The organism is Burkholderia sp. PAMC 26561, assembly GCF_001557535.2.
Taxonomy (GTDB): Bacteria; Pseudomonadota; Gammaproteobacteria; order Burkholderiales; family Burkholderiaceae; genus Caballeronia.
This window is the reverse complement of record NZ_CP014308.1, coordinates 467,731-486,459: the sequence shown is the minus strand read 5'-3', so window position 1 is coordinate 486,459 and position 18,729 is coordinate 467,731. Positions and strand designations below refer to the sequence as shown.

Below are 18,729 nucleotides of genomic sequence, written 5' to 3'. Positions count from 1 at the left end.
AACGTAACGTCTCGTGTCGGGCAGGTCTAAGGGTTGTGGCGAGCCGTGTTCGGCAGATCGCTGAAAGACCGGGTCCGGCCAGCATGGGTACGTCGACCATCAAAGCCGAATTGTTTACAAGCAAACGTGCTCGGACAGCTTCATCAAATGGGTATCCGGTCAGCGCAAGGCGAACTCGGCGATTCCAGCGAACACACACACGATGACCACGGCGAGCGGCGGTACCTTCCAACGCGTCAGCAGTAGCAGACAGACTGCTGAGATCGCAAAGTCAACGCTTGAAAGAACCGCACTGGTCCATACCGGCGTATACAGAGCTGTAGCCAGCAAGCCGACGACCGCCGCGTTCACGCCGCTCAGCATTGCCGCCGTGGCAGGGCGCGAGCGCAGCGCTTGCCAGTGAGGTAGTGCGGCGATCACCAGTATAAGGCCAGGCAGGAAAATACCGACCGTGGCCAGCGCAGCGCCAGCCCAGCGATGCGGTGCTTCGGACATCATCCATCCGAGAAATGCTGCGAAGGTGAACAGTGGCCCCGGTGCAGCTTGAGCGGCGCCGTAGCCGGCAAGAAAATCGCTAGACGCAATCCATCCCGTCGCGACAGTCCGCTGTTGCAGTAAGGGCAAGACGACATGGCCGCCGCCGAACACCAGCGCGCCAGAACCATAGAAAGCGTCGAACATCTGAATGCTGCGCATGTTATGCAGAGTGAGTAAGGCCGGAAGTCCAAATAGAAGAACGAAAAAAAACGCCAGCGCAACCCACCCGATCACGCGCGAGACGCGCAATGTGACAACGGCCGGGTGCGGCTCATGGGCTCCTTGCGCGCGCTCCGCCCTACAAAAGACGACGCCGAGCAGCGCTCCGAGTGCGATAACCAGCAACTGGGCATATACCGTTGTCAAAACGGCAAGCACACCGATTACGATAAGGGCGATGGCCGCCCGCTGGCGATCCGGGCACAAGCGCCGTGCCATATCCCAGACTGCCTGCGCAACCACCGCGACAGCCACTAGTTTCAGGCCGTGAATTAGGCCTTGCCCAGCGGCACTGCCGAGGTCAGGGGCGACTGCAGCAAAGCCGATGAGAAAAAGCACGGACGGCAACGTGAAACCACACCAGGCAGCTAAACCGCCGAGCCAGCCCGCCCGCATCAGGCCGATGGAAAATCCCACCTGACTGCTGGCGGGGCCTGGGAGAAATTGGCACAGCGCCACCAGGTCGGTGTAGGACTCGTCATCGAGCCAGCGACGCCGCTCGACGAACTCACGACGAAAATACCCGAGATGAGCGATCGGGCCGCCGAACGACGTCAGGCCTAGTTTAATAAAAGCCTTCAGAACATCGAACACATCGAGTAATCGGCTGGAGCGCGGCGATTTCACGGACGGGAGCCCAACAGTCGTATCAATTCTTCGCGAAGCGCGGAGACATCAAGCACGTGTTGGGCGCGGGTGGTGGCTACGTACAAAAGGCGTAATTCGTCGTCGTCCAGAACGAGTCGACCGTTGTCTATCTTGAATAGGAAATCGTTTGTGACCTTCACACGTTTCCACTGAAGCCCTTTCGCCCGGTGAACGGTCGAGATTACGTAGTCCGCTTCAACCTCTGCGGTGATTCGCTTGGCGAGCGAGCGCAGGTAGTCGGTCCCGAGTTCATCCACGATTCGTACGACCGGTAGGAGATCGACGCCGGCGGCACTGCGCGCAAAGTATTGCGCCTCCTTCCAGTCTTCGAACAGCGAAAAGGCCGCGGGTCGGAATGCGCGACGTCCGGCCATTAGCGCATCAGCGCCGTCGGCGTACGCCACGATCTCAGCGGGGCTCATGCGGATCGAGGGTCGATGCCCTGCCTCGATTCCGGCCGCGAGATGCCAGATCGCGGAGACGTTCTTTCGGCACAAGATGGCATCGACAGGCGGTGCAATGGCCGGGTCGTCAGAGATGATGGAGCCGATGCCGGGTTGCCCGCGTAATGGCGTGGGTTCGCCCAGCAGCTGGAGCAGCCTGCTGGCCAGCGCAGCGAACAGTGAGCCGAACCGGAACGACTCGGTCAGTGCAAACTCTGGGGCGTTGATTTCGGACATCGCGTTGAGTGCACCGCGCCACTCGTAAATCTGCTGATAGGGGTCGCCCACATAAATGATCTGCGCGTGAGTTTGACGCGCCAATATTTGAAGCATAACGCCGTCACTATCCTGCGCCTCGTCTAACAGTATGAAGTCCGAGTCAATGCGCGGATCCATCTGTGACCATACCTTCAGGTACACGTCCGGCATGATCGCGCTGCGCCCGCTTTGTACAGTGCTCTCGGTCCACATGCGAGAAACGGAGGGGAGCAGCCCGTCGCGGAGCCAGTCCACGGCGCCCGTGTCGATTTTCTCGTCGACGGGAATGTGGCCCGGCTCAGGTACAGGACTCGCAGAGCGACAGAAGCGTCCAAGTCCGTCGGCGACCATGCGGCCCAGGTCGAAGGGGGTCAACTCGAGAACTTTGCCAGTGACAGATGGCACCTCCACGGAGCTCAGGCCGTACCGCGCCGCAAGCTCATGCGGTGGCTCGGCGGGCAGGCTCACCCGGGAAGTTAAGGCAGGCGGTGTAGAGGCATACGCGAGCGAGTGGACCGTCCGCGCGACGACGTTATCCGGAAAGCCCCGGCGCGCATGCTCAGCGATTTCCCTGTTGAACGCGAGGTAGGTACCGCGCAGTGGAGCGAGCCGATGCGCGACCAGACGGAGCGTTGATGTTTTTCCCGCACCCGCGTACGCCTTGATCTTGAGGTTGTTGCCGCCGCCGGTCGCATCTACGATGGCCTGTTGCTCTGGCGTGGGTCTGAACTGAGCAGGCATAGATTTGATTTGGGCCGAAAGAACGCTAGTTTGCCTCAGTCCCCGGAAAATCTGTGGCGGGAACGAAAAAGCCGGCTGGCGACGGTTGGCGGTGCGGCCAATTGCCGCCATTCGCGATCGCCGCCACGCGATCACTCGAGCGGCGGCTCGGCTCCCGTGGGGGACACTCACGCGAAGCGTCGCAGCCAGCCCGGACGAAGGCGTCAGCCAAATCCGCGATGGCGGATTTGCGAGGCTATTGCTCAAGCAGCGATCCATTCTGGAAGGTTACCTGACGCATCTCAATGGTTTTGATCGATGTTCCGGACGTGGCGTAATATGAGCTGTCTTGTAAATTATCGCCAAACACCATGCGGTCGCCACGACCAATACCATCACTCCTATCGTTGCATGTTTTCGAGGCCGTCGCGAGACATCTGAGTTTCACTGACGCGGCACAAGAGCTCAATGTGACACAGAGCGCCGTCAGCCACCATATCAAGAAACTCGAAGACGAGCTGGGACGGCTATTGTTTGAGCGGCGCACCCGTTCGGTGGCGTTGACCGATTCTGGTCAAGCGTATTACGAACAGGTCCATGAGGCTTTCGAACTCCTGCGTTGTGGCACGGAGGAAATTCGCGGGCCCCTCGGAGCGACCGGCACATTGACAGTCGGGTTATTGGCTTCATTTGCCACGCGCTGGTTGGCGCCCCGGCTGAGTGCGTTCTATGCAGACTATCCCAACATCGACCTTCGCCTGCGCCCTGATATTACACTTGCCAAGGTTTCGCAGGGTGACGTGGACGTTGCGATTCGCTATGGCCGGGGCTCGTGGCCCGGCTTGCATGCGCAAAAGCTAATGTCCGAACGGTTGACGGCGGTGTGCGCCCCGAGCCTGCTCGCCAGCCTGGGGCGTTTTGAGAAACCCAAAGATCTGCTGGGTGTTCCGATTCTGGTCTCACATACCGGCAAGCCCTTCGAGTGGACGACTTGGGCAGATCGCTTTGGCTTGGATATGAGCGACGCCAAAACCGTACAACTGCATGACTACAACATCGTGGTCGAAGCCGCGCTGGCGGGTCAGGGGATCGCCATGGGTCGACATCGCCTGATCGAGACTCAACTGACCAACGGGACGCTGGTTCACGCTCTTCCCGAAGCAACACTCGATGATCCATACATCGGATGGTGGCTCGTCACTCCCCGCGGCCCACGCAGCGAGGCCGCTTCAGCGTTCTGCGACTGGCTGACAGCCGCCACGAACGAGGACGCACGCAAAGACACGGATTAGTTTCGCTCATGCAGGAGCCGCAAGGATTGATTGGTCGCCGACCTTGCCGACCGATAGGATCGTCCTTCTGCAATCTCGCACCGGAGCGACAGATATGAGCCAGTCAATTTCTGCACGTGTGGCCGAATTGGGCCTAAGCCTTGAAGCCCCCGCATCACCCGCCGCGAACTACGTCCCTTTCGCCAAGGAAGGGAATATCGTCCACATCTCCGGCCAAATTGCGCGCCACGGCGGTCAGGTGGCTTACACAGGTCTTCTCGGTGCCGACGTGACGGAAGACGACGGCATCAAGGCGGCCCGTCTCTGCGCACTGGGCATTCTGTCGCAGATTGCAGCCGTCACGGGCGATCGGGTCGATCGCGTGGCGCGCGTAGTGAGGCTTGGCGTTTTCGTGGCCAGCGCGCCCGGCTTCAACAGGCAAAGTGCCGTCGCCGACGGGGCGTCCAACCTGATGGTCCAGATATTCGGCGATGCCGGAAGGCACGCGCGCAGCGCTGTCGGTGTCGCGATGCTTCCTGCCGGTTCGGCGGTAGAAGTCGATGCGATGATCGCCTTGCACCACTTCTAGTATCCATCACCATCGGGAAATGCCATGTCCACTCCTCTCACTCACGCCGCAATCGAAGCGTTACGTGCCCAGACGCCGGGTGCGCACACCAACGTACATTTCAATCATGCCGGTGCGTCGATTCCCTCATCCGCAACGCTACGCGCAATCAGCGAACATCTGGAACGCGAGGCCTCGCTCGGGCCGATGGAAGCTGGCGTGGCCGCAACCGAGGAAGCTGAGCAGGCTCGCACGCTTGCGGCTGTGCTACTCAACGCGCAGCCTGACGAGATCGCGCTGACCGCCGGTAATTCTCAGGGGTGGGGAGCGGCCTTTGCCGCGATGGAGAATTGGCGTCCAGGCGACAGAATTCTGGTCGGCCGACACGAGTGGGGTGGGAATCTTGCTGCCATGTATCTAAGGGCGCGGCGGTCAGGGACATCAATCGAAGTCATCCCGTCTCGGGAAAGCGGAACTGTAGACCCCGACGCGCTGGCTGCCATGCTCGACGAACGGGTCCGGCTCATCGCGCTCACGTGGCTACCGGCAAACGGGGGACTCATCAATCCAGCCGAGACCATCGGCGCGGTGGCTCGGCGTCACGGCATACCGTACTTTGTCGATGCCGCGCAGGCGGTCGGGCAACTGCCGGTCGACGTCACGCGGATTGGCTGCGACGTCTTGAGCACAGCAGGCCGCAAGGCATTACGTGGCCCGAGAGGCACGGGCTTGCTTTACGTTCGGCGCGATTTCCTGCATCGGCTGACGCCCGCTTGCGTCGACCGTTACTCCGCACCTCTCGACGCACATGGCGAGCCGGTCTTGCGAGAGGACGCCGGGAGATTCGAGTCAGCGGAGACGCCCGTCGCACTTCGTTGTGGGCTGGTCAACGCGCTTCGGGAAGCGCTGGCGGGCGGCATTCCGAATATCCGCTACCAAATCGATCGCCTCGCCAACAGGTTGCGCAAGCAACTGTCGGAGATCCCATCTATCAAGCTTCTCGACGATGGAATCGAGCGATCAGGGCTCGTCGCGTTTAACGCAACCGGTCGCGATGCGAAGTGGCTTCAGCGCGGACTGGCCGCACAGGGCATCGCAATCGGGACCAGTGGCATCGCCTACACGCCTTTTGATATGCAGGCTCGGGGACTTAGCGAGGTGGCTCGTGCGTCGGTCAGTTATCTGACCACCGAATCGGAAATTGACCGATTGGTTGACACGCTGCGAGATCTACTGCGCTGACGCGCGAGGGTATTTCTGGCGGGTGAAGTTGCCGCCATACCGCCGAGGACTTTGGCGTTATATCGCAAATAACAAAATTGATCGATGATCTACTGCCGCCGGCAAGCCGTAGAACCCGCTGCTTACGGGGCAATGAGTGGCGGTAGGGCCCCGAAAGCAGCCGTCAGACCCTCACAGAGTCGTATGGCTGAAACGGGTCGATCACGGCCGGTCAGGAAAACGAGCTGCACAAAAACCGGGCTAAAATCTACTAACGGTCTGATCGACTTGTTTCATCATCACAGAACTAGGGACGTGCCTGAATCGGCGATTTGTCATTAATGAGCCGGCAATGCGACGGGGTAGCCGAGAGAAAGATGCGTAGCAGGGCTTTCACGTCTCGGAGTGCTGAACCCGCCAGCAAATCAATAATTGCCTACTCCGTTCGCGTTGCTGCACACAGGTTGATGAGTGCGAGTACGCCACTCCTAGCGAGCGGCTGGGGATCACTCGTCGATGCGCAGGACGGCGTCGCCTACACCTATGCGGCCTCGCGAAATCACCTTCGCCGTTATGCCACCAAAACCTCGTGTGGCGTTATATCCTCCAACGCCAAGCGTTTCCTCAAGGCGCGAGCAGGGATGACACTCGCCTGTCATCTCCAGCACCGCATCACCGATGCGGAACTTCCGGTCTTTCAACGCCAATAGATTAATGCCGCGCGTAACCAGATTGCGACGAAGGACCTCTGGCGCGAGCGTTTCCAGTCCGAGGTGACTTGCGATAGCCGCGAGACTCTCGGCCTGAATGAGGGTGACTTGCCGGTTTCCTGCATCGCGACTGTAGTGATCGCCTTCCAGCCCGACATGCGGGTCCAGCATGGCTTCTTCGACCGGGCGCATGACCAACCGCCGCTCGGGCCGCACGCCGATCCATATGAGCGCTCCGGATCTGACGGGCGCATTGAAGAGCCTGGTGAGCGAGGACTGTGGGTTGAGCGGCATAAATTGGGTAGGCGTTGAGTTGAGGAAGCGTACTACGGCACCTTAAATGCATCCCGAAACTGTCGAGCCCGTTCAACCTCGTCACTGTGCAAATAGGTCGACGTCGTCGTTATAGACGCATGACGCAGGTTATCCCGAACTGAGGTCAGTTGCGCGCCGCGTGTGAGCGCATGGGTCGCGTGCGTGTGCCGCATCCAGTGGGGGCCGGCCAGTCGCAGTTTTACCGCGAACGCCGGTTTTTCCGTTTCGATGAGGGCCGCTGTTGTCTCAAAGAACCGTTTCATAATCGTCCACAGCCGCACGGTGCTCAGCCCTTGGCGATCGCTTTCATTCAGGCTGGCAATCAACGCGATTCCAGGCGTCCAGCGCTCTGGTGAGACGGGTAAGTCGCGTTCCACCAAGTAGCGTTGGAGCGCCCTGCGAGCAAGAGGCGGTAGAACGACTTTTCCCGCTTTCTGGCCCTTGCCGACAAGTTCAACCCAATGATCTCCCTGTGCATCGGTGCGGATGTCTTTGAGCGTCACATTCACGAGCTCGCTGGCGCGCAACCCCGTGGCATAGCCAAAATCCAGCACAAATCGCAGCCGCTGGGCCGATGCAGGTTTCCAGCCATACGACCACTCAAGCCCGTCGGCGATGGTCCGCAACAGTTGCCATTCGCCTTCGGTGAATGCGTGCGACGCATCAAGCGCGGCGCGCTCCGTACCCTTCACCTTGACGCCGGAAAACGGGTTCGCCAGCACATACCGTTGCTCGATCAGCCATCGGTACAGCGCGCCCAGCACCATCAGCGAATAGGCGACCGAGCGCGGCGCCAGGTTGCCCGTGAAAGGCCGCCACTGTGACGATGTTCGCGCACGCGTTGGACCGACCCATCGATCACGGGGCGTGGGCCGGCGCAAGAATGCGCGATACGCAATCGCGTCTTCGGTAGTCAGTGAGGAGAGCGCCCGACCCCGTTCGACGATCGCCCACAGAATGAGTCGCTCGGCTTCCTTCCGATAGGCGCGTTGCGTCGAGGGTGACTCGTGCAGCGACAACCACGTTTGCACTGCGTCGTAGTCATTGTTCGCGTCGAGCGCGCAGCTTTCTCGCGGTGCTCTGAATACGCCACACGACCCGTCGATTTCGTGCGGCAGTCGCACGTTCTCCCAGGGAACCACAATGGGTGAGCCCGTGGACTTGATCAATGCACGGGCGCGATCGGTGAGCGCCGGGTGGGCGGCAAAGAACGCCTCAATCTGTTTGGCGCTGGCTTGTCCAAGCTTGGGAATGGCTGTCCACCATTGCTTGCGGCGTGGAATGCGAAGCGTCAGATCGGCGAGCGTTGTGATGCCGTGAGCATGAAGTGCGTGCACAGCGCGAGGCAACAGCCAGCGGGCAATGTCGTCAGTGATCGAAGGTATCGCCACAGTTGCGACCCGAAGGGCCTCAATGCCCTTGGCAACAAGCCGTGCGTGCTTGACGCGTTCGGCCGTGCGGTGATCGAAGAGTTTGGCAAGGTCGTCGCGATAGCGGGCGAGGGCACAGCGTACGAGTTGCCGCCGAATCTCACTCAGCACGCCGCGTGCGGATGTGCCGTGGGTGAGCCGATGGGGAAGGTAACGAACGACGGCCTCACGTGTGGGCACACCTTCGTACCAACATCGCAAGGCGGCAAGTGCGTCGTCACTCGGCAAATCGCTAGTATGTCCTAATAAGTGGGGGCAGATCAAAGGTTCATTCGTTTCCATAACCATGAGTTTAGCGCACATAAACATCTATTAGGATAAGGATAGTTATCTTAATAGCACTGAAATAGATCTTTATTCTTCGCAATTTTTTTTGCGCTCACGCAGCTAAAGTCGGTTCTAAATTTCAACTAAAGTCGGTACTACGGCGTTCAGGCAATGAGCGCGCCGTCGTCACTGGAGTAAGAGTGGCTTCTATTGCCCGTCTGGCGGCCCTTGCATAGCTTTGCGGGAACGTGCTGCTCGTTTGGTAGGGTTATTGCGTTGAAAGGTTTCTGGCCATTAAGGGCCAACTTTAGGTGAATACGTTCAGAGAGAACCATGTTTAGTTGACAGCCGGGGACGCGATAGGACCAACTTTACTTGAGATGGTTTTTGGCTCTCTGCCTTTTCCGACGGGCGTTTCCAGCGAACAATGGCTGGATTGCTGTAGGACCATCTTTAGTTGTGCAAGCGACTAAAGTCGGTTCTAAATTTCAAGTAAAGTTGGTACTACGCATTTCAGGCAATGAGTGCGCCGTCGCCACTAGGAGTTAGAGTGGCCTCTATTGCCGGCCTGGCGGGACTCGGAGAGTTTTGCGGGGGACGTGCTGCTTGTTCGGTAGGGTAGCTGCGTTGTAAGGTTTCTGGCTATTAAGTGCCAACTTTAGCTGAAATCGTTCAGAGAGAACCAAGTTTAATTGACGGCTAGTGTTCTGTCCCAGAAATAACTTTACATAGATATTTGTTGTTCTACGATAAAGCCATGACCGACAGGGAGGCGATCATGGGACGCAAGGGAATCGAGATTTCGGTGTCGACGCTGGAGCGGGAGCAATTGCTAACAATGAGTCGCTCGCGTTCTCTGCCTCATTCTTTGGTCCGTCGAGCAAAGATTATTTTGATGGCCGCTGACGGTCATACGAGCCAGGAAATCGCTTTGCGGTGCGAGGTGACCCCACCGGCGATCACGCATTGGAAGAAGCGATTTGTCGCACAGGGGCTTGCCGGTCTGCATGATGAAGCCCGCCCGGGCCGTCCGCGCACACATGACGATGAAGCGGTGGCAGAACTGCTGGCCAGGGTGCTGCACGAGAAGCCGGACGGGGCGACACATTGGAGCGTGCGCTCTGCCGCTACGCAGACAGGGATTTCTAAGAGTTCGGTGGCCCGGTATCTGTCGCTATTCGGCGTACAGCCCCATCGTTCAAAGAGCTTCAAGCTGTCTACCGATCCGTACTTTGTTGAGAAGGTGCGCGACATTGTCGGGCTATACCTAAGCCCTCCGACCCATGCACTCGTGCTGTGCGTCGATGAGAAGACCCAGTGTCAGGCACTGGAGCGTACGCAGCCCGTGCTGCCGATGGGGTTAGGCTATCTCGAAGGGGTAACGCATGACTACATCCGGCACGGGACGACGACCCTATTCGCTGCGCTCAATACGGCAACGGGAGAAGTCATCACCCAATGCAAGTCACGCCATAGGCATCAGGAGTTTCTGGCCTTTCTGAATCACGTCGACCAGGCTGTGCCGACTGATCTCGAGATTCATCTGGTGGTCGACAACTATGCGACGCACAAGCATCCGAAGGTCAAGGCCTGGTTAGCCAAACATCCGCGGTACCGCATGCATTTCACACCCACCTATTCGAGCTGGCTCAATCAGGTGGAGCGCTGGTTTGGACTGGTTACACAACAGGCGATTCGGCGCGGGTCATTCAGAAACGTGCGCCAACTGATTACCAGTATCGAGCGCTATGTTCAGCAGTACAACCAGCACAAGCGAGCGTTTGTGTGGACTGCAACAGCCGATTCCATTCTCAAGAAAGTGGCGAAACTATGTAAAGTTATTTCTGGGACAGAACACTAGGGGAGCCTATAGAACCAACTTTGCTTGAAATGGTTTGTGGCTCTCCGCCTTTTCCGACGTGCGTTTCCAGCGAATAATGGCTGGATTGCTGTAGGACCATCTTTAGTTGTGCAAGCGGCATGTATATTTCGGCGCGTAGGCGCCTTGCCGCATCCTCAGACTACTTGTTCATTGCGACTTCGACTGACGAACCGATGGATGACGGCATACTGGGCAAGTTCGTCAAAAGCGCTTTACTAGCTTCTGGGGCGACAGCGGCCGACATCACCCCGCGAATACTCAGTAACACATACGGTCGAAGGCATATTGCATCCGGCTGTACAAATGAGCAAGTCAGCGCCCGGTTAGGACTGTCGAGCCAGCGGACCGCGGTGCGGTTGCGTCATACGCTTGACTTCTTGAATGACGATGAGAATAGCCAATGGTAATTGGCCTTATGCCAGGAACTGAAGCTTGTGGCTGGTTTCTGCAAGTTGGGTGCCATTGCCCAAGCCTGTCTCGAAAAATTCGCATCAATTCAACGCAGGGTCGAGCATATTTAATATTTACCGATACATGCGGCAACGGATTTTTCCGCTTCAAATTTATCCTTACACCACCGCCGTTTCCGGGGCCCCGAGGACGTATGGTGATTGTTAGGAATTTATTAGGGTAACCGATAAATAATGTAAAGCTAAGCGTGGCAGCTTTGGTCGCTACTAGCGCATGTCTCGGACATCAGGTGGTTCTTTGCATATAGCTCGCAATCGTGGGTCGACCTTATTACAAGCAGCATAAACTAAAACGCGTTAATCAACTTGACAGCTAGTCGACAGGCCCTAAACGATTGCGACTTTGACTATGTCTACCTTCCAATTAGTTCTCTCCGAAATGAAAATTTTATTCAAAGGATAGGCAATTGATCTCATTTTACTAAGAGATCTAATGTGTTATGCTGGAGGCCTCTCAGGTTCTGGTAACCGCCCTCGGAAGGCATCAGAACCATTAGCCGACGTCGTTAAGACGCCGGCTTTTTTTCGCCCTAAGATTGCGGTTCGTCGCGGGATTAGCCGCAGGTAACACCCGCATGGCTTGAGCTATCTGGCAACAAGTCAGTGAGTTGCCTTCGAGCCGGTCGATTGGATTCGATGCTAGAACTAGTCATCATTATTGAGCATGACAGCCCGGATAAGGGCGGAGCGATTCCCCACCCCCAGCTTCTGGAACGACCGGTCGACATGTGTGCGAACCGTTGCGTAGGAGATACCAAGCTTGAACGCGATCTGCTTGTCCAGAAGGCCCTCTACAAGCAGTAATACAACCTGTTTTTCCCTAGGCGTAAGCGTGCCGAGAACGTCTTCGGCTATGAGTGCAGACATCGGTGTAGATATCAAACCTAACCCGGCTTCGACTCGAGCCCTCGATAACGCCGCTGTGAATGCGGGACGGATTAGCTCTGCAATCGCGAGTTCGTGGTCCGAGAAATTGTCTCGCTGCTTCGCCCGCCAGATGCGGAGGTCCCCGATGTTTGTATCGCCATTCCAAGCAAAGACATCCATACCCCAATGCAAGCCATCCCGGCGAAGGAAATCATTAAAGAGCTCTGTGCGGACGAGTTCTTGTTGCGGGATGACGTCAGAAACTCGCACTGCTCGTCGGCAGTTTTGGAGGAGGGGGGTAACGGTATCTCGATATTGGTAGTATTTTTCGTATTCGGATAGGTTATCGTCGGACATGTTTAGCGACACGCGGTTGACAAACTCTCGCTTTGTTCCGTCCCATACGTAAGACCCAAGAAAATCGGCCCGCAACAGCTCAAGCATCCGTACGCCGACTTCCTGGCGCATGATATTTTCGGGGAGCGAATCCGCTAGCACCGTGAAAATGTCGGAGACAAGTGCGGTTTCACGACTTGATAGATACATAGTGGCTCAGCGCTTGTCGCAAATGCATCAGAAAGGAGGGAGATGATACGGTCTAATAGCCGCCTCAGCGTCCAACAGCCTACACATTCCAAAATCAGTATTCAAGTCTGTTCTGCATGTTGCCGTTAAACGTTTGCACGCTTAATAAACCACTGCCTTCACACGGATTTTATGGCGATCATTCCAAATCTGCGGCGCCATGTTGGCGCACCGGCTGCTGCGACCGGTCGAACTACCGCACCATCGAGCTTTGGCTATATCGATAACCTGTTCGACTACGGTGCTTATCTGGAGGGCCTACCGAATGCCCTTGGCACCGCACCCACTGCCAGTCCGCAAACAACAATTGCAATTATCGGAGGTGGAATTGCTGGACTTGTCGCGGCGTATGAACTGCTACGGGCAGGAATTTAAAACGTTGTCATCTATGAGGCTTCTAACCGGATTGGCGGACGCACATGGAGCGCAACTTTTCCTAGCCAACCACCCCAGTATCTGGCCGAACTAGGCGCGATGCGCTTTCCGCCAAGCGAATATAGCCTGTTCCACTATCTTGACCAATTTGACTTTGAAGCGACATCGAGTTTTCCAGACCCAGGTAGCGTGCTGACCACTTTGGGCTATCAGGGGCAGACTTATGTGTGGGAAGCTGGCGCAAAGCACCTGAGATGTTCGAGACGGTAAATGACGGGTGGCATGCCTTCATTGAAAACGGATATGCGCCGACAGTTGCCCCTGCGGTGCTTGCCCCGGTGCTATCACGGGACTGCTTCGAAGTGGGCAAACGGATGCGGCCCAGGCCGCCTGGCAAGCTTATATAAACGCGTTTGGCAGTGACAGCTTCTACACAGCGCTGCGAGAGATTTTCGGCAGCGCCAACCCACCTGGTGGGAAGCAGTGGCGATTTCCAGACGACTACGATCTTTTTGGCGCGCTCGGCGTCGGGTCTGGGGGACTTGGCCCAATGTATCCGGTCGCGTTTTTGGAAATCGTTCGTTTGATAGTCGACGAGCTTGAAACGAATCAGTTGTTTATCCCAGGTGGGATCGAATCGCTAGCACGAGCGTTTTCTGCACAGGTATTCAACGGCCAAACAATTGCCCAATGGGTCGTGACCCGAGCTGTTGCGAAAGTGGCTCGCGCGTCCGACGGCGTTATGTTGACATTGGGAGACGAATCTGAAACGTTTGTGGATCGCGTCATTGTGACGGCAAGCACGCGGGCAATGCAGATTGACATGGCGCTGAGCGCGCCTGGTTCGGTCCTAACGGCCCAGCAATGTTCGGCTATTGACGATGTGCACTTGACGAGCTCGTCCAAAGTATTTGTCATGACCGAGCGGAAATTTTGACTCGACAAACAGCTTCCCGTCAACATACAAACAGACACGATGGTCCGTGGCGTGTACTGCCTCGACTACGCACCAAAAGATCCCAACTCGCCCGGCATCGTCTTGTTGAGTTATGCCTGGGAGGACGACGCGGTTAAGCAGCTCGCGCTTGGCGACAACAAACGGCGTGTGCAGCGCCTCGTAGCTGATCTTGCCCAGACGAACGCCGCTTTCGCGAGTTGTGTCGTTCCGCTCGCAGGCGATTATGAGAACAATGTGCACATTATCGATTGGGATACTGAGCAAGGCTACTACGGGGCGTTCAAGCTAAATTACGCAAACGGAGATGCGCAGACCCAGCAGTTGTTTTTTCAGTTCCAGGGTAGCCGGGCTCCTGCTACAGACCCATTCATCTACCTCGCTGGCGATAGCTGCTCATTTACAGGCGGGTGGGTCGAGGGGGCTCTGCAGACGGGAATCAACGCTGTTTGTGCGACGTTGCGCAGCGTGAGCGGATCCTTGTTTGGGTCGAGCAACCCACTGGACAACATGAACCCGAAGTACTTTTACGGTGGTGTGGAAAAATAGATCTCGCCAATATTTGACCCACGGTTGGAACTTGCCACAAAAAAAGGCCCGCTTAACGCGGGCCTTTGGTCTCTCAAGTTCTGCCGAAGCCCTCGGATAACTTAATTTTGGGGGCGTCCCGCGCACGCCGGTTATTTTTTTCGGTCGCGGTCAAAATGTAGCTGATTTCGTAAGGGCGGGCATCCCCAATAAAGGGGATACGCCGGTAGAATGATTGGGCTACTAGCGACGCAACATATCTACGCAACGACGAAAGCCTGCGCAATCCGCCGCCGCCGAAACGATTGACGCATTTCTTGGAGCCGTGACGGACGCGGTAGTTAATGTAATGGATCCGTGGGGATCGTTCTCAGAATAGTCCGCAGATATCGACTTTGTTAGTGCCGGGCACACGTGGCCAGCAGGAGACTTCTCGCCGGAGGATTCGCTTTGTTTGTGGGGGCCGGAAGTGCCGCCATATTTTATATACAACACGGAGGCCGAAAACCGACCGCAACCATGATTTGAACTTGATTCAAAATTCAAGATGGCGGCTGTATTCCCGCCATGCTAAGCAGTGAAAAGCCGCTGGGATCGGTGCCCAGAATCGTAATTTTTTATCGTCACTACTTAAACAATTATGAGCCTTCGGCCGCCTGGCCCGTCACAGCGCGATCTCTATGTAAAGCTCATCGCCTGTGATGGCCGGCCAGGCCGCCGACGTCGGCTGAATCACCAGTTCATATACTGCAAGGCGGCCGGCCGACCCAGCTCGATGAGATGATTCCAGTCGGCACTGATGCAAACTTCGCGAAGCCTCATTTCGCTTGCGCAAAGGCGCAAACGCTCGTAGCGTCCGACCTGCTTCACAAGATGGCACCGTAACCGTACCTGCTCCCCGCCCCGATGTCCTACCTTGCTGATAAGGCAAACCGAGGAGGCAGATCGGCGAGTCAAAGCAGTCGGCGAGCGCGCGAGATGAGATTCGGCAGGAATGCACACGTTGCTTGAGCTCTGGCAAGCGCGAGCCCGCTGGCCCGTTCGCTTTGCCAAGCGCAGGCTGTGTACCCAAGGCTTCGTTTGGTTTCGGTCGCCTGGCACGCTACGCTTGTGCAAAGCGTATCTGCGCTTGCCAGGGGGACGGTGAAAAGACTATCGCGACCAAGCCGTCGGCGCAGGCACTTCGCACGGTCCCTTTACACCGACGCTTGTGAAATCTCCCGGGCCAACAACCTCAAGATATTCCATATCTTCAGAATAGTCGAATAGGAAGTGCCGGATACCTGGTGCCTGATGCACGCAGTCGCCGACTGAGACCAAGGTCTGCTTGTCCTCATACATGAAACGCGCCCAGCCCTTTAACATCAGCACGATGTGAAACTGGGCTTCATGAATGTGCCAGCCGGTGCCTGCCTCGGGCGCGTTCTTCGCTTTGACGAGTTGGGCAATTACCTTTCCTCCCGTCGCTTGCAAAATACCGAGATCACGGTAAGCGAAGAAGTCGCGCAGGCCGTCGCTACGGAAATGTGTGTCGCCTGGTTTGACGTGAGAGAAGCGAGTCTTGAGTTCTGTGGTCATTGCATGCTCGTGTGCGTTGAAGTGATATTGGCTTTCCCTGAATGTAGTGTAGATTTGTGTCGCAAGCTCAACAATACGCAAAATTGCGTATTCGCTATTACACTCGGGTCACCGACCATAGGACGTTGAAAATCTTGCTGTTGTTTCGAGATGCTAATGATCCTTTCCAACGCCGGCGCACGGGAATACATCTGTTTTTGATGCGAGTCGAAATAAATAGGTGCGACTACGAAACAGTGTAGCAATGCTATATCGTCGATGTCGAGGAGCGGATTCGATCTTGAGACGCGCGAGTCCTGATCCTGGCCTCAACGGCGTTGACGTTTCACCGCAAACCGCATGGGGTCCATTTTCCGATAGGTTTACATAACCAAAAGTCTTCCGTAAAGCGTGGTCACAACGATAGGCAATCCTCCACTCTGATCAGTATTGGCAATAGTGATGCCGTCAACATCCGTCAGCCAATGCTAGGTGCCGGGCGTTCTGAGGCCGTAATTTAATTGGGGAGGCTATCGCCGCCACCGACCACGCGAAGCGCAGCGCGGGCAACGTCTGTCCCTTTTAACTATGCCAGTTCAAACCCACCGGCGTTCTATGTGTCGCCTTACGTTTTTGAGCCACGTCTGTGTAGCCGGATCTATCAAAATAGATCATGCCGTACAGCGACGTTTGCGTGGCCCGCCCATGCCGGCCTCGTTGCTTTCAAATTTCCGTTTAGCCAGTCCTTCAAATAAAGTTTGGAGAAATCTGCGCCCTTGTCGCGAAGTTCTTCTTTGCATCCCAGGCTCGCGAGCGCCATGCGCACCGAATTGTCGATGTAACGGCCAGGCTGATTCACCCCGATCCGTAAGGCCTGAATTCCGTGAGCCGACGCACCTTTCAAGAAATCTGCGGCAACCTCGACATCGTCGAAGTTGAACTGGCCTTGCGTTTTCCCATGCTCAAGGTCACGCGACATAAATTGCGCGACAAGGGAGTCTTCCGCCCAGGCCGCTGTGCGAGTAACAAACCCGGCCCATTTGCGATCGAGCAATGCACGAATGAGGAAAAGCCGGAAGCCGACCGAAAATCGCTGCCATGGCTCGGTTAGTACGTTGTACACCGGCAAAATTTCGGTGGTCATCTGATTGCTCAAATCTTGGCCGATCACAATCAGAACTTCGTCAAGCGAGTTGAAATAATTATAGAAGGTCCCCGCGATACCTTTGCCTCGCTGATCACATCATCGATTACCGGGGTTGCGTTCTCACTGTTTCCGTAGACCCGCATCGTTGCATCAATGAGTCGTGTGCGCATTAGCATGCGCTTTTTCTCCGCGACAACGATTCGGTGGTCACGGGCGGGCTGTTTCAATGCCTCGGCGGGTTTTCGCATTTGGGTTCTTCCTCAAAATGACATTTTATCATAATGACACGGCGTCGCGATAAAGCCCTGTTTGATAAGGGAAAGTACCGCCCTGAGGTTGATTGAGTTCAGACGAGAATGAGTATAGATTGAACGAATTCGTCGGAATGACAAAAGCGTTTATTGGGCGACGAAACCAAAGCGTTATGCGCCGTAGCACATCAACGGCTCGCTTGATACGCCGCTATTCCGCTATGGAACAGCGCTGGGCAGAGGGGCCAGCCCAGCGTTACCTGCTTTAACCGAATAACCATGGAGTCTTGAATGACCGCTCAACTACAAGCTGTGCCACGACAGTCTGAACCTACTTCGGACGAACTTATCGATCGGGCTCGCGCGCTCGGACCGTTGTTGTCACTGAACGCGCTGAAGTCAGAGCAAGATCGTCGGGCGCACCAAGACAACATCGATGCCATCAGCGAGGCCGGGTTGTTCCGCCTGATGGTTCCGAAACGTTTCGGGGGCTACCAACAGTCGCTCCGAACGCATCTGGACGTCACGGCAGCTCTGGCTGAATCGTGCGCTGGTACGGCATGGGTCACGGCACTCACGAATGTGTGTGCATGGTTTGTAGGCCTGTATCCCAAGCGAGCTCAAGAAGACGTATTCGGTGCAAACCCGAACGCTCGCGTAGCGGGCGTATTTACGCCGTCCAAGGACTGCCGCAGGGTGGAAGGAGGCCTCGTTGTATCGGGGAAATGGTTCTGGTCCTCGGGTAGCTTGCATGCTGACTGGGTCACAGTGGGCGTTATGGAGCACGACAAGAATGGCGCTTACGTTGGCCAATATCTTGCGTTGCTGCCACGGTCAGACATTACGATCGATGACACCTGGTTCACAGTCGGAATGCGCGCATCCGGAAGCAACTGCGTGGTGGCAAAGGACGTATTCGTGCCCGACCACCGACTGCTCGATATCCGCGCAGCAGTCGCGAGCGACTATCCGACGGAATTTAAGGACGAAGCCGAATACCGGGGCCCATTCGTGCCTGTCGCTGCGTTGGTTCTGGTTGGAGCGCAACTGGGCATAGGCCGCGCGGCGCTGAAGTACGTCATCGAGAAGGCTTCTCAGCGAAACATTGCCTATACGACTTTCGAAAAGCAGACCTCTTCGGTGATGTTCCAGGCGCAAATTGCAGAGGCGGCGCTGAAGATTGACACGGCCCACCTGCATGCTTACCGTGCCGCCGCAGACATTGACGACGCCGCTCAGCGGGGCGAGAAACTGGACTATTTGACTCGAGCCCGTGTGCGAGCCGATTCGGGTGTCGTAGTCACGAACATCACCGATGCGATCAATATTCTTGTCTCGGCGCACGGCGCTGGCACGTTCGCTGAAGGTAGTCCTCTGCAGCGGATGTGGCGAGACTCGAACACGGCCGCTCGCCATGCCGTCGTTTTACCTGCGGTGGGAATCGAGGTCTACGGAAAGGCGCTTCTGGGCGTGGAAAACACGGTAACTCCACTTGTTTGACGCCC

General features: G+C 56.6%; 14 protein-coding genes and 2 pseudogenes. 9 read left to right on the top strand and 7 right to left on the bottom strand.

Annotated features, from left to right (window positions below):
• Positions 1 to 159 precede the first annotated feature (159 nt).
• Positions 160 to 1,383, bottom strand: a complete 1,224-nt coding sequence (gene chrA / locus AXG89_RS25125) for a chromate efflux transporter (RefSeq protein ID WP_062173598.1) — start codon at positions 1,381 to 1,383, stop codon at positions 160 to 162.
• On the bottom strand, positions 1,380 to 2,846 hold the full coding sequence (locus AXG89_RS25120; protein WP_062174104.1) for a UvrD-helicase domain-containing protein: 1,467 nt from the start codon (positions 2,844 to 2,846) through the stop codon (positions 1,380 to 1,382). The genes chrA and AXG89_RS25120 overlap by 4 nt, the downstream gene beginning before the upstream one ends.
• Before the next feature lie 350 nt (positions 2,847 to 3,196).
• Here AXG89_RS25120 and gcvA point away from each other — a divergent pair, with 350 nt between their 5' ends.
• From gcvA to AXG89_RS25105, 3 genes are all read left to right on the top strand, one after another.
• A complete protein-coding gene (gene gcvA / locus AXG89_RS25115) occupies positions 3,197 to 4,117 on the top strand; it encodes a transcriptional regulator GcvA (RefSeq protein ID WP_062173596.1) in 921 nt (306 codons plus the stop codon).
• Positions 4,118 to 4,211: 94 nt separating this feature from the next.
• A complete protein-coding gene (locus tag AXG89_RS25110) occupies positions 4,212 to 4,685 on the top strand; it encodes a RidA family protein (protein WP_062173594.1) in 474 nt (157 codons plus the stop codon).
• Positions 4,686 to 4,709: 24 nt separating this feature from the next.
• Complete coding sequence (locus AXG89_RS25105) at positions 4,710 to 5,906, top strand: aminotransferase class V-fold PLP-dependent enzyme (protein ID WP_062173592.1); 1,197 nt, start codon at positions 4,710 to 4,712, stop codon at positions 5,904 to 5,906.
• Positions 5,907 to 6,391: 485 nt separating this feature from the next.
• On the opposite strand, the gene AXG89_RS25100 is transcribed toward AXG89_RS25105, so the two are convergent.
• Both AXG89_RS25100 and AXG89_RS25095 read right to left on the bottom strand, forming a co-directional pair.
• Positions 6,392 to 6,787, bottom strand: coding sequence for an MOSC domain-containing protein (locus AXG89_RS25100; RefSeq protein WP_256936052.1), 396 nt, complete (start codon positions 6,785 to 6,787; stop codon positions 6,392 to 6,394).
• A gap of 134 nt (positions 6,788 to 6,921) precedes the next feature.
• Positions 6,922 to 8,622: a site-specific integrase gene (locus AXG89_RS25095; protein ID WP_062173587.1), complete on the bottom strand. Its 1,701-nt coding sequence runs from the start codon at positions 8,620 to 8,622 to the stop codon at positions 6,922 to 6,924.
• 763 nt (positions 8,623 to 9,385) lie between these two features.
• Here AXG89_RS25095 and AXG89_RS25090 point away from each other — a divergent pair.
• Positions 9,386 to 10,468, top strand: a complete 1,083-nt coding sequence (locus tag AXG89_RS25090; protein ID WP_062174103.1) for an IS630 family transposase — start codon at positions 9,386 to 9,388, stop codon at positions 10,466 to 10,468.
• A 1,136-nt stretch (positions 10,469 to 11,604) separates the two neighbouring features.
• On the opposite strand, the gene AXG89_RS44265 is transcribed toward AXG89_RS25090, so the two are convergent.
• Positions 11,605 to 12,372: a helix-turn-helix transcriptional regulator gene (locus AXG89_RS44265; RefSeq protein ID WP_082771609.1), complete on the bottom strand. Its 768-nt coding sequence runs from the start codon at positions 12,370 to 12,372 to the stop codon at positions 11,605 to 11,607.
• 171 nt (positions 12,373 to 12,543) lie between these two features.
• On the opposite strand from AXG89_RS44265, the gene AXG89_RS43240 reads away from it, so the two are divergent.
• The 4 genes and pseudogenes from AXG89_RS43240 to AXG89_RS43235 all read left to right on the top strand — a co-directional run.
• Positions 12,544 to 12,786 carry a hypothetical protein gene (locus tag AXG89_RS43240; RefSeq protein ID WP_236873500.1) on the top strand — a complete coding sequence of 81 codons (243 nt, stop codon included), beginning with the start codon at positions 12,544 to 12,546 and terminating at the stop codon, positions 12,784 to 12,786.
• A gap of 9 nt (positions 12,787 to 12,795) precedes the next feature.
• Positions 12,796 to 13,056, top strand: a complete 261-nt coding sequence (locus AXG89_RS44070; RefSeq protein ID WP_335671987.1) for an FAD-dependent oxidoreductase — start codon at positions 12,796 to 12,798, stop codon at positions 13,054 to 13,056.
• A 31-nt stretch (positions 13,057 to 13,087) separates the two neighbouring features.
• A pseudogene (locus tag AXG89_RS25075) lies at positions 13,088 to 14,290 on the top strand (NAD(P)/FAD-dependent oxidoreductase).
• Between the two features lie 325 nt (positions 14,291 to 14,615).
• Positions 14,616 to 14,792: pseudogene (locus AXG89_RS43235) on the top strand (VOC family protein); the annotation flags it as partial.
• Between the two features lie 629 nt (positions 14,793 to 15,421).
• Here AXG89_RS43235 and AXG89_RS25065 read toward each other — a convergent pair.
• Entirely contained in the window at positions 15,422 to 15,847 is a 426-nt protein-coding gene (locus AXG89_RS25065) for a cupin domain-containing protein (RefSeq protein WP_062173571.1), read from the bottom strand.
• Positions 15,848 to 16,487: 640 nt separating this feature from the next.
• Positions 16,488 to 16,970 (bottom strand): hypothetical protein, encoded by a 483-nt coding sequence (locus AXG89_RS25060; RefSeq protein ID WP_236873499.1) that lies wholly within the window; start codon positions 16,968 to 16,970, stop codon positions 16,488 to 16,490.
• A 545-nt stretch (positions 16,971 to 17,515) separates the two neighbouring features.
• On the opposite strand from AXG89_RS25060, the gene AXG89_RS25055 reads away from it, so the two are divergent.
• Positions 17,516 to 18,724 (top strand): acyl-CoA dehydrogenase family protein, encoded by a 1,209-nt coding sequence (locus tag AXG89_RS25055; RefSeq protein WP_062173565.1) that lies wholly within the window; start codon positions 17,516 to 17,518, stop codon positions 18,722 to 18,724.
• Positions 18,725 to 18,729: the final 5 nt, after the last annotated feature.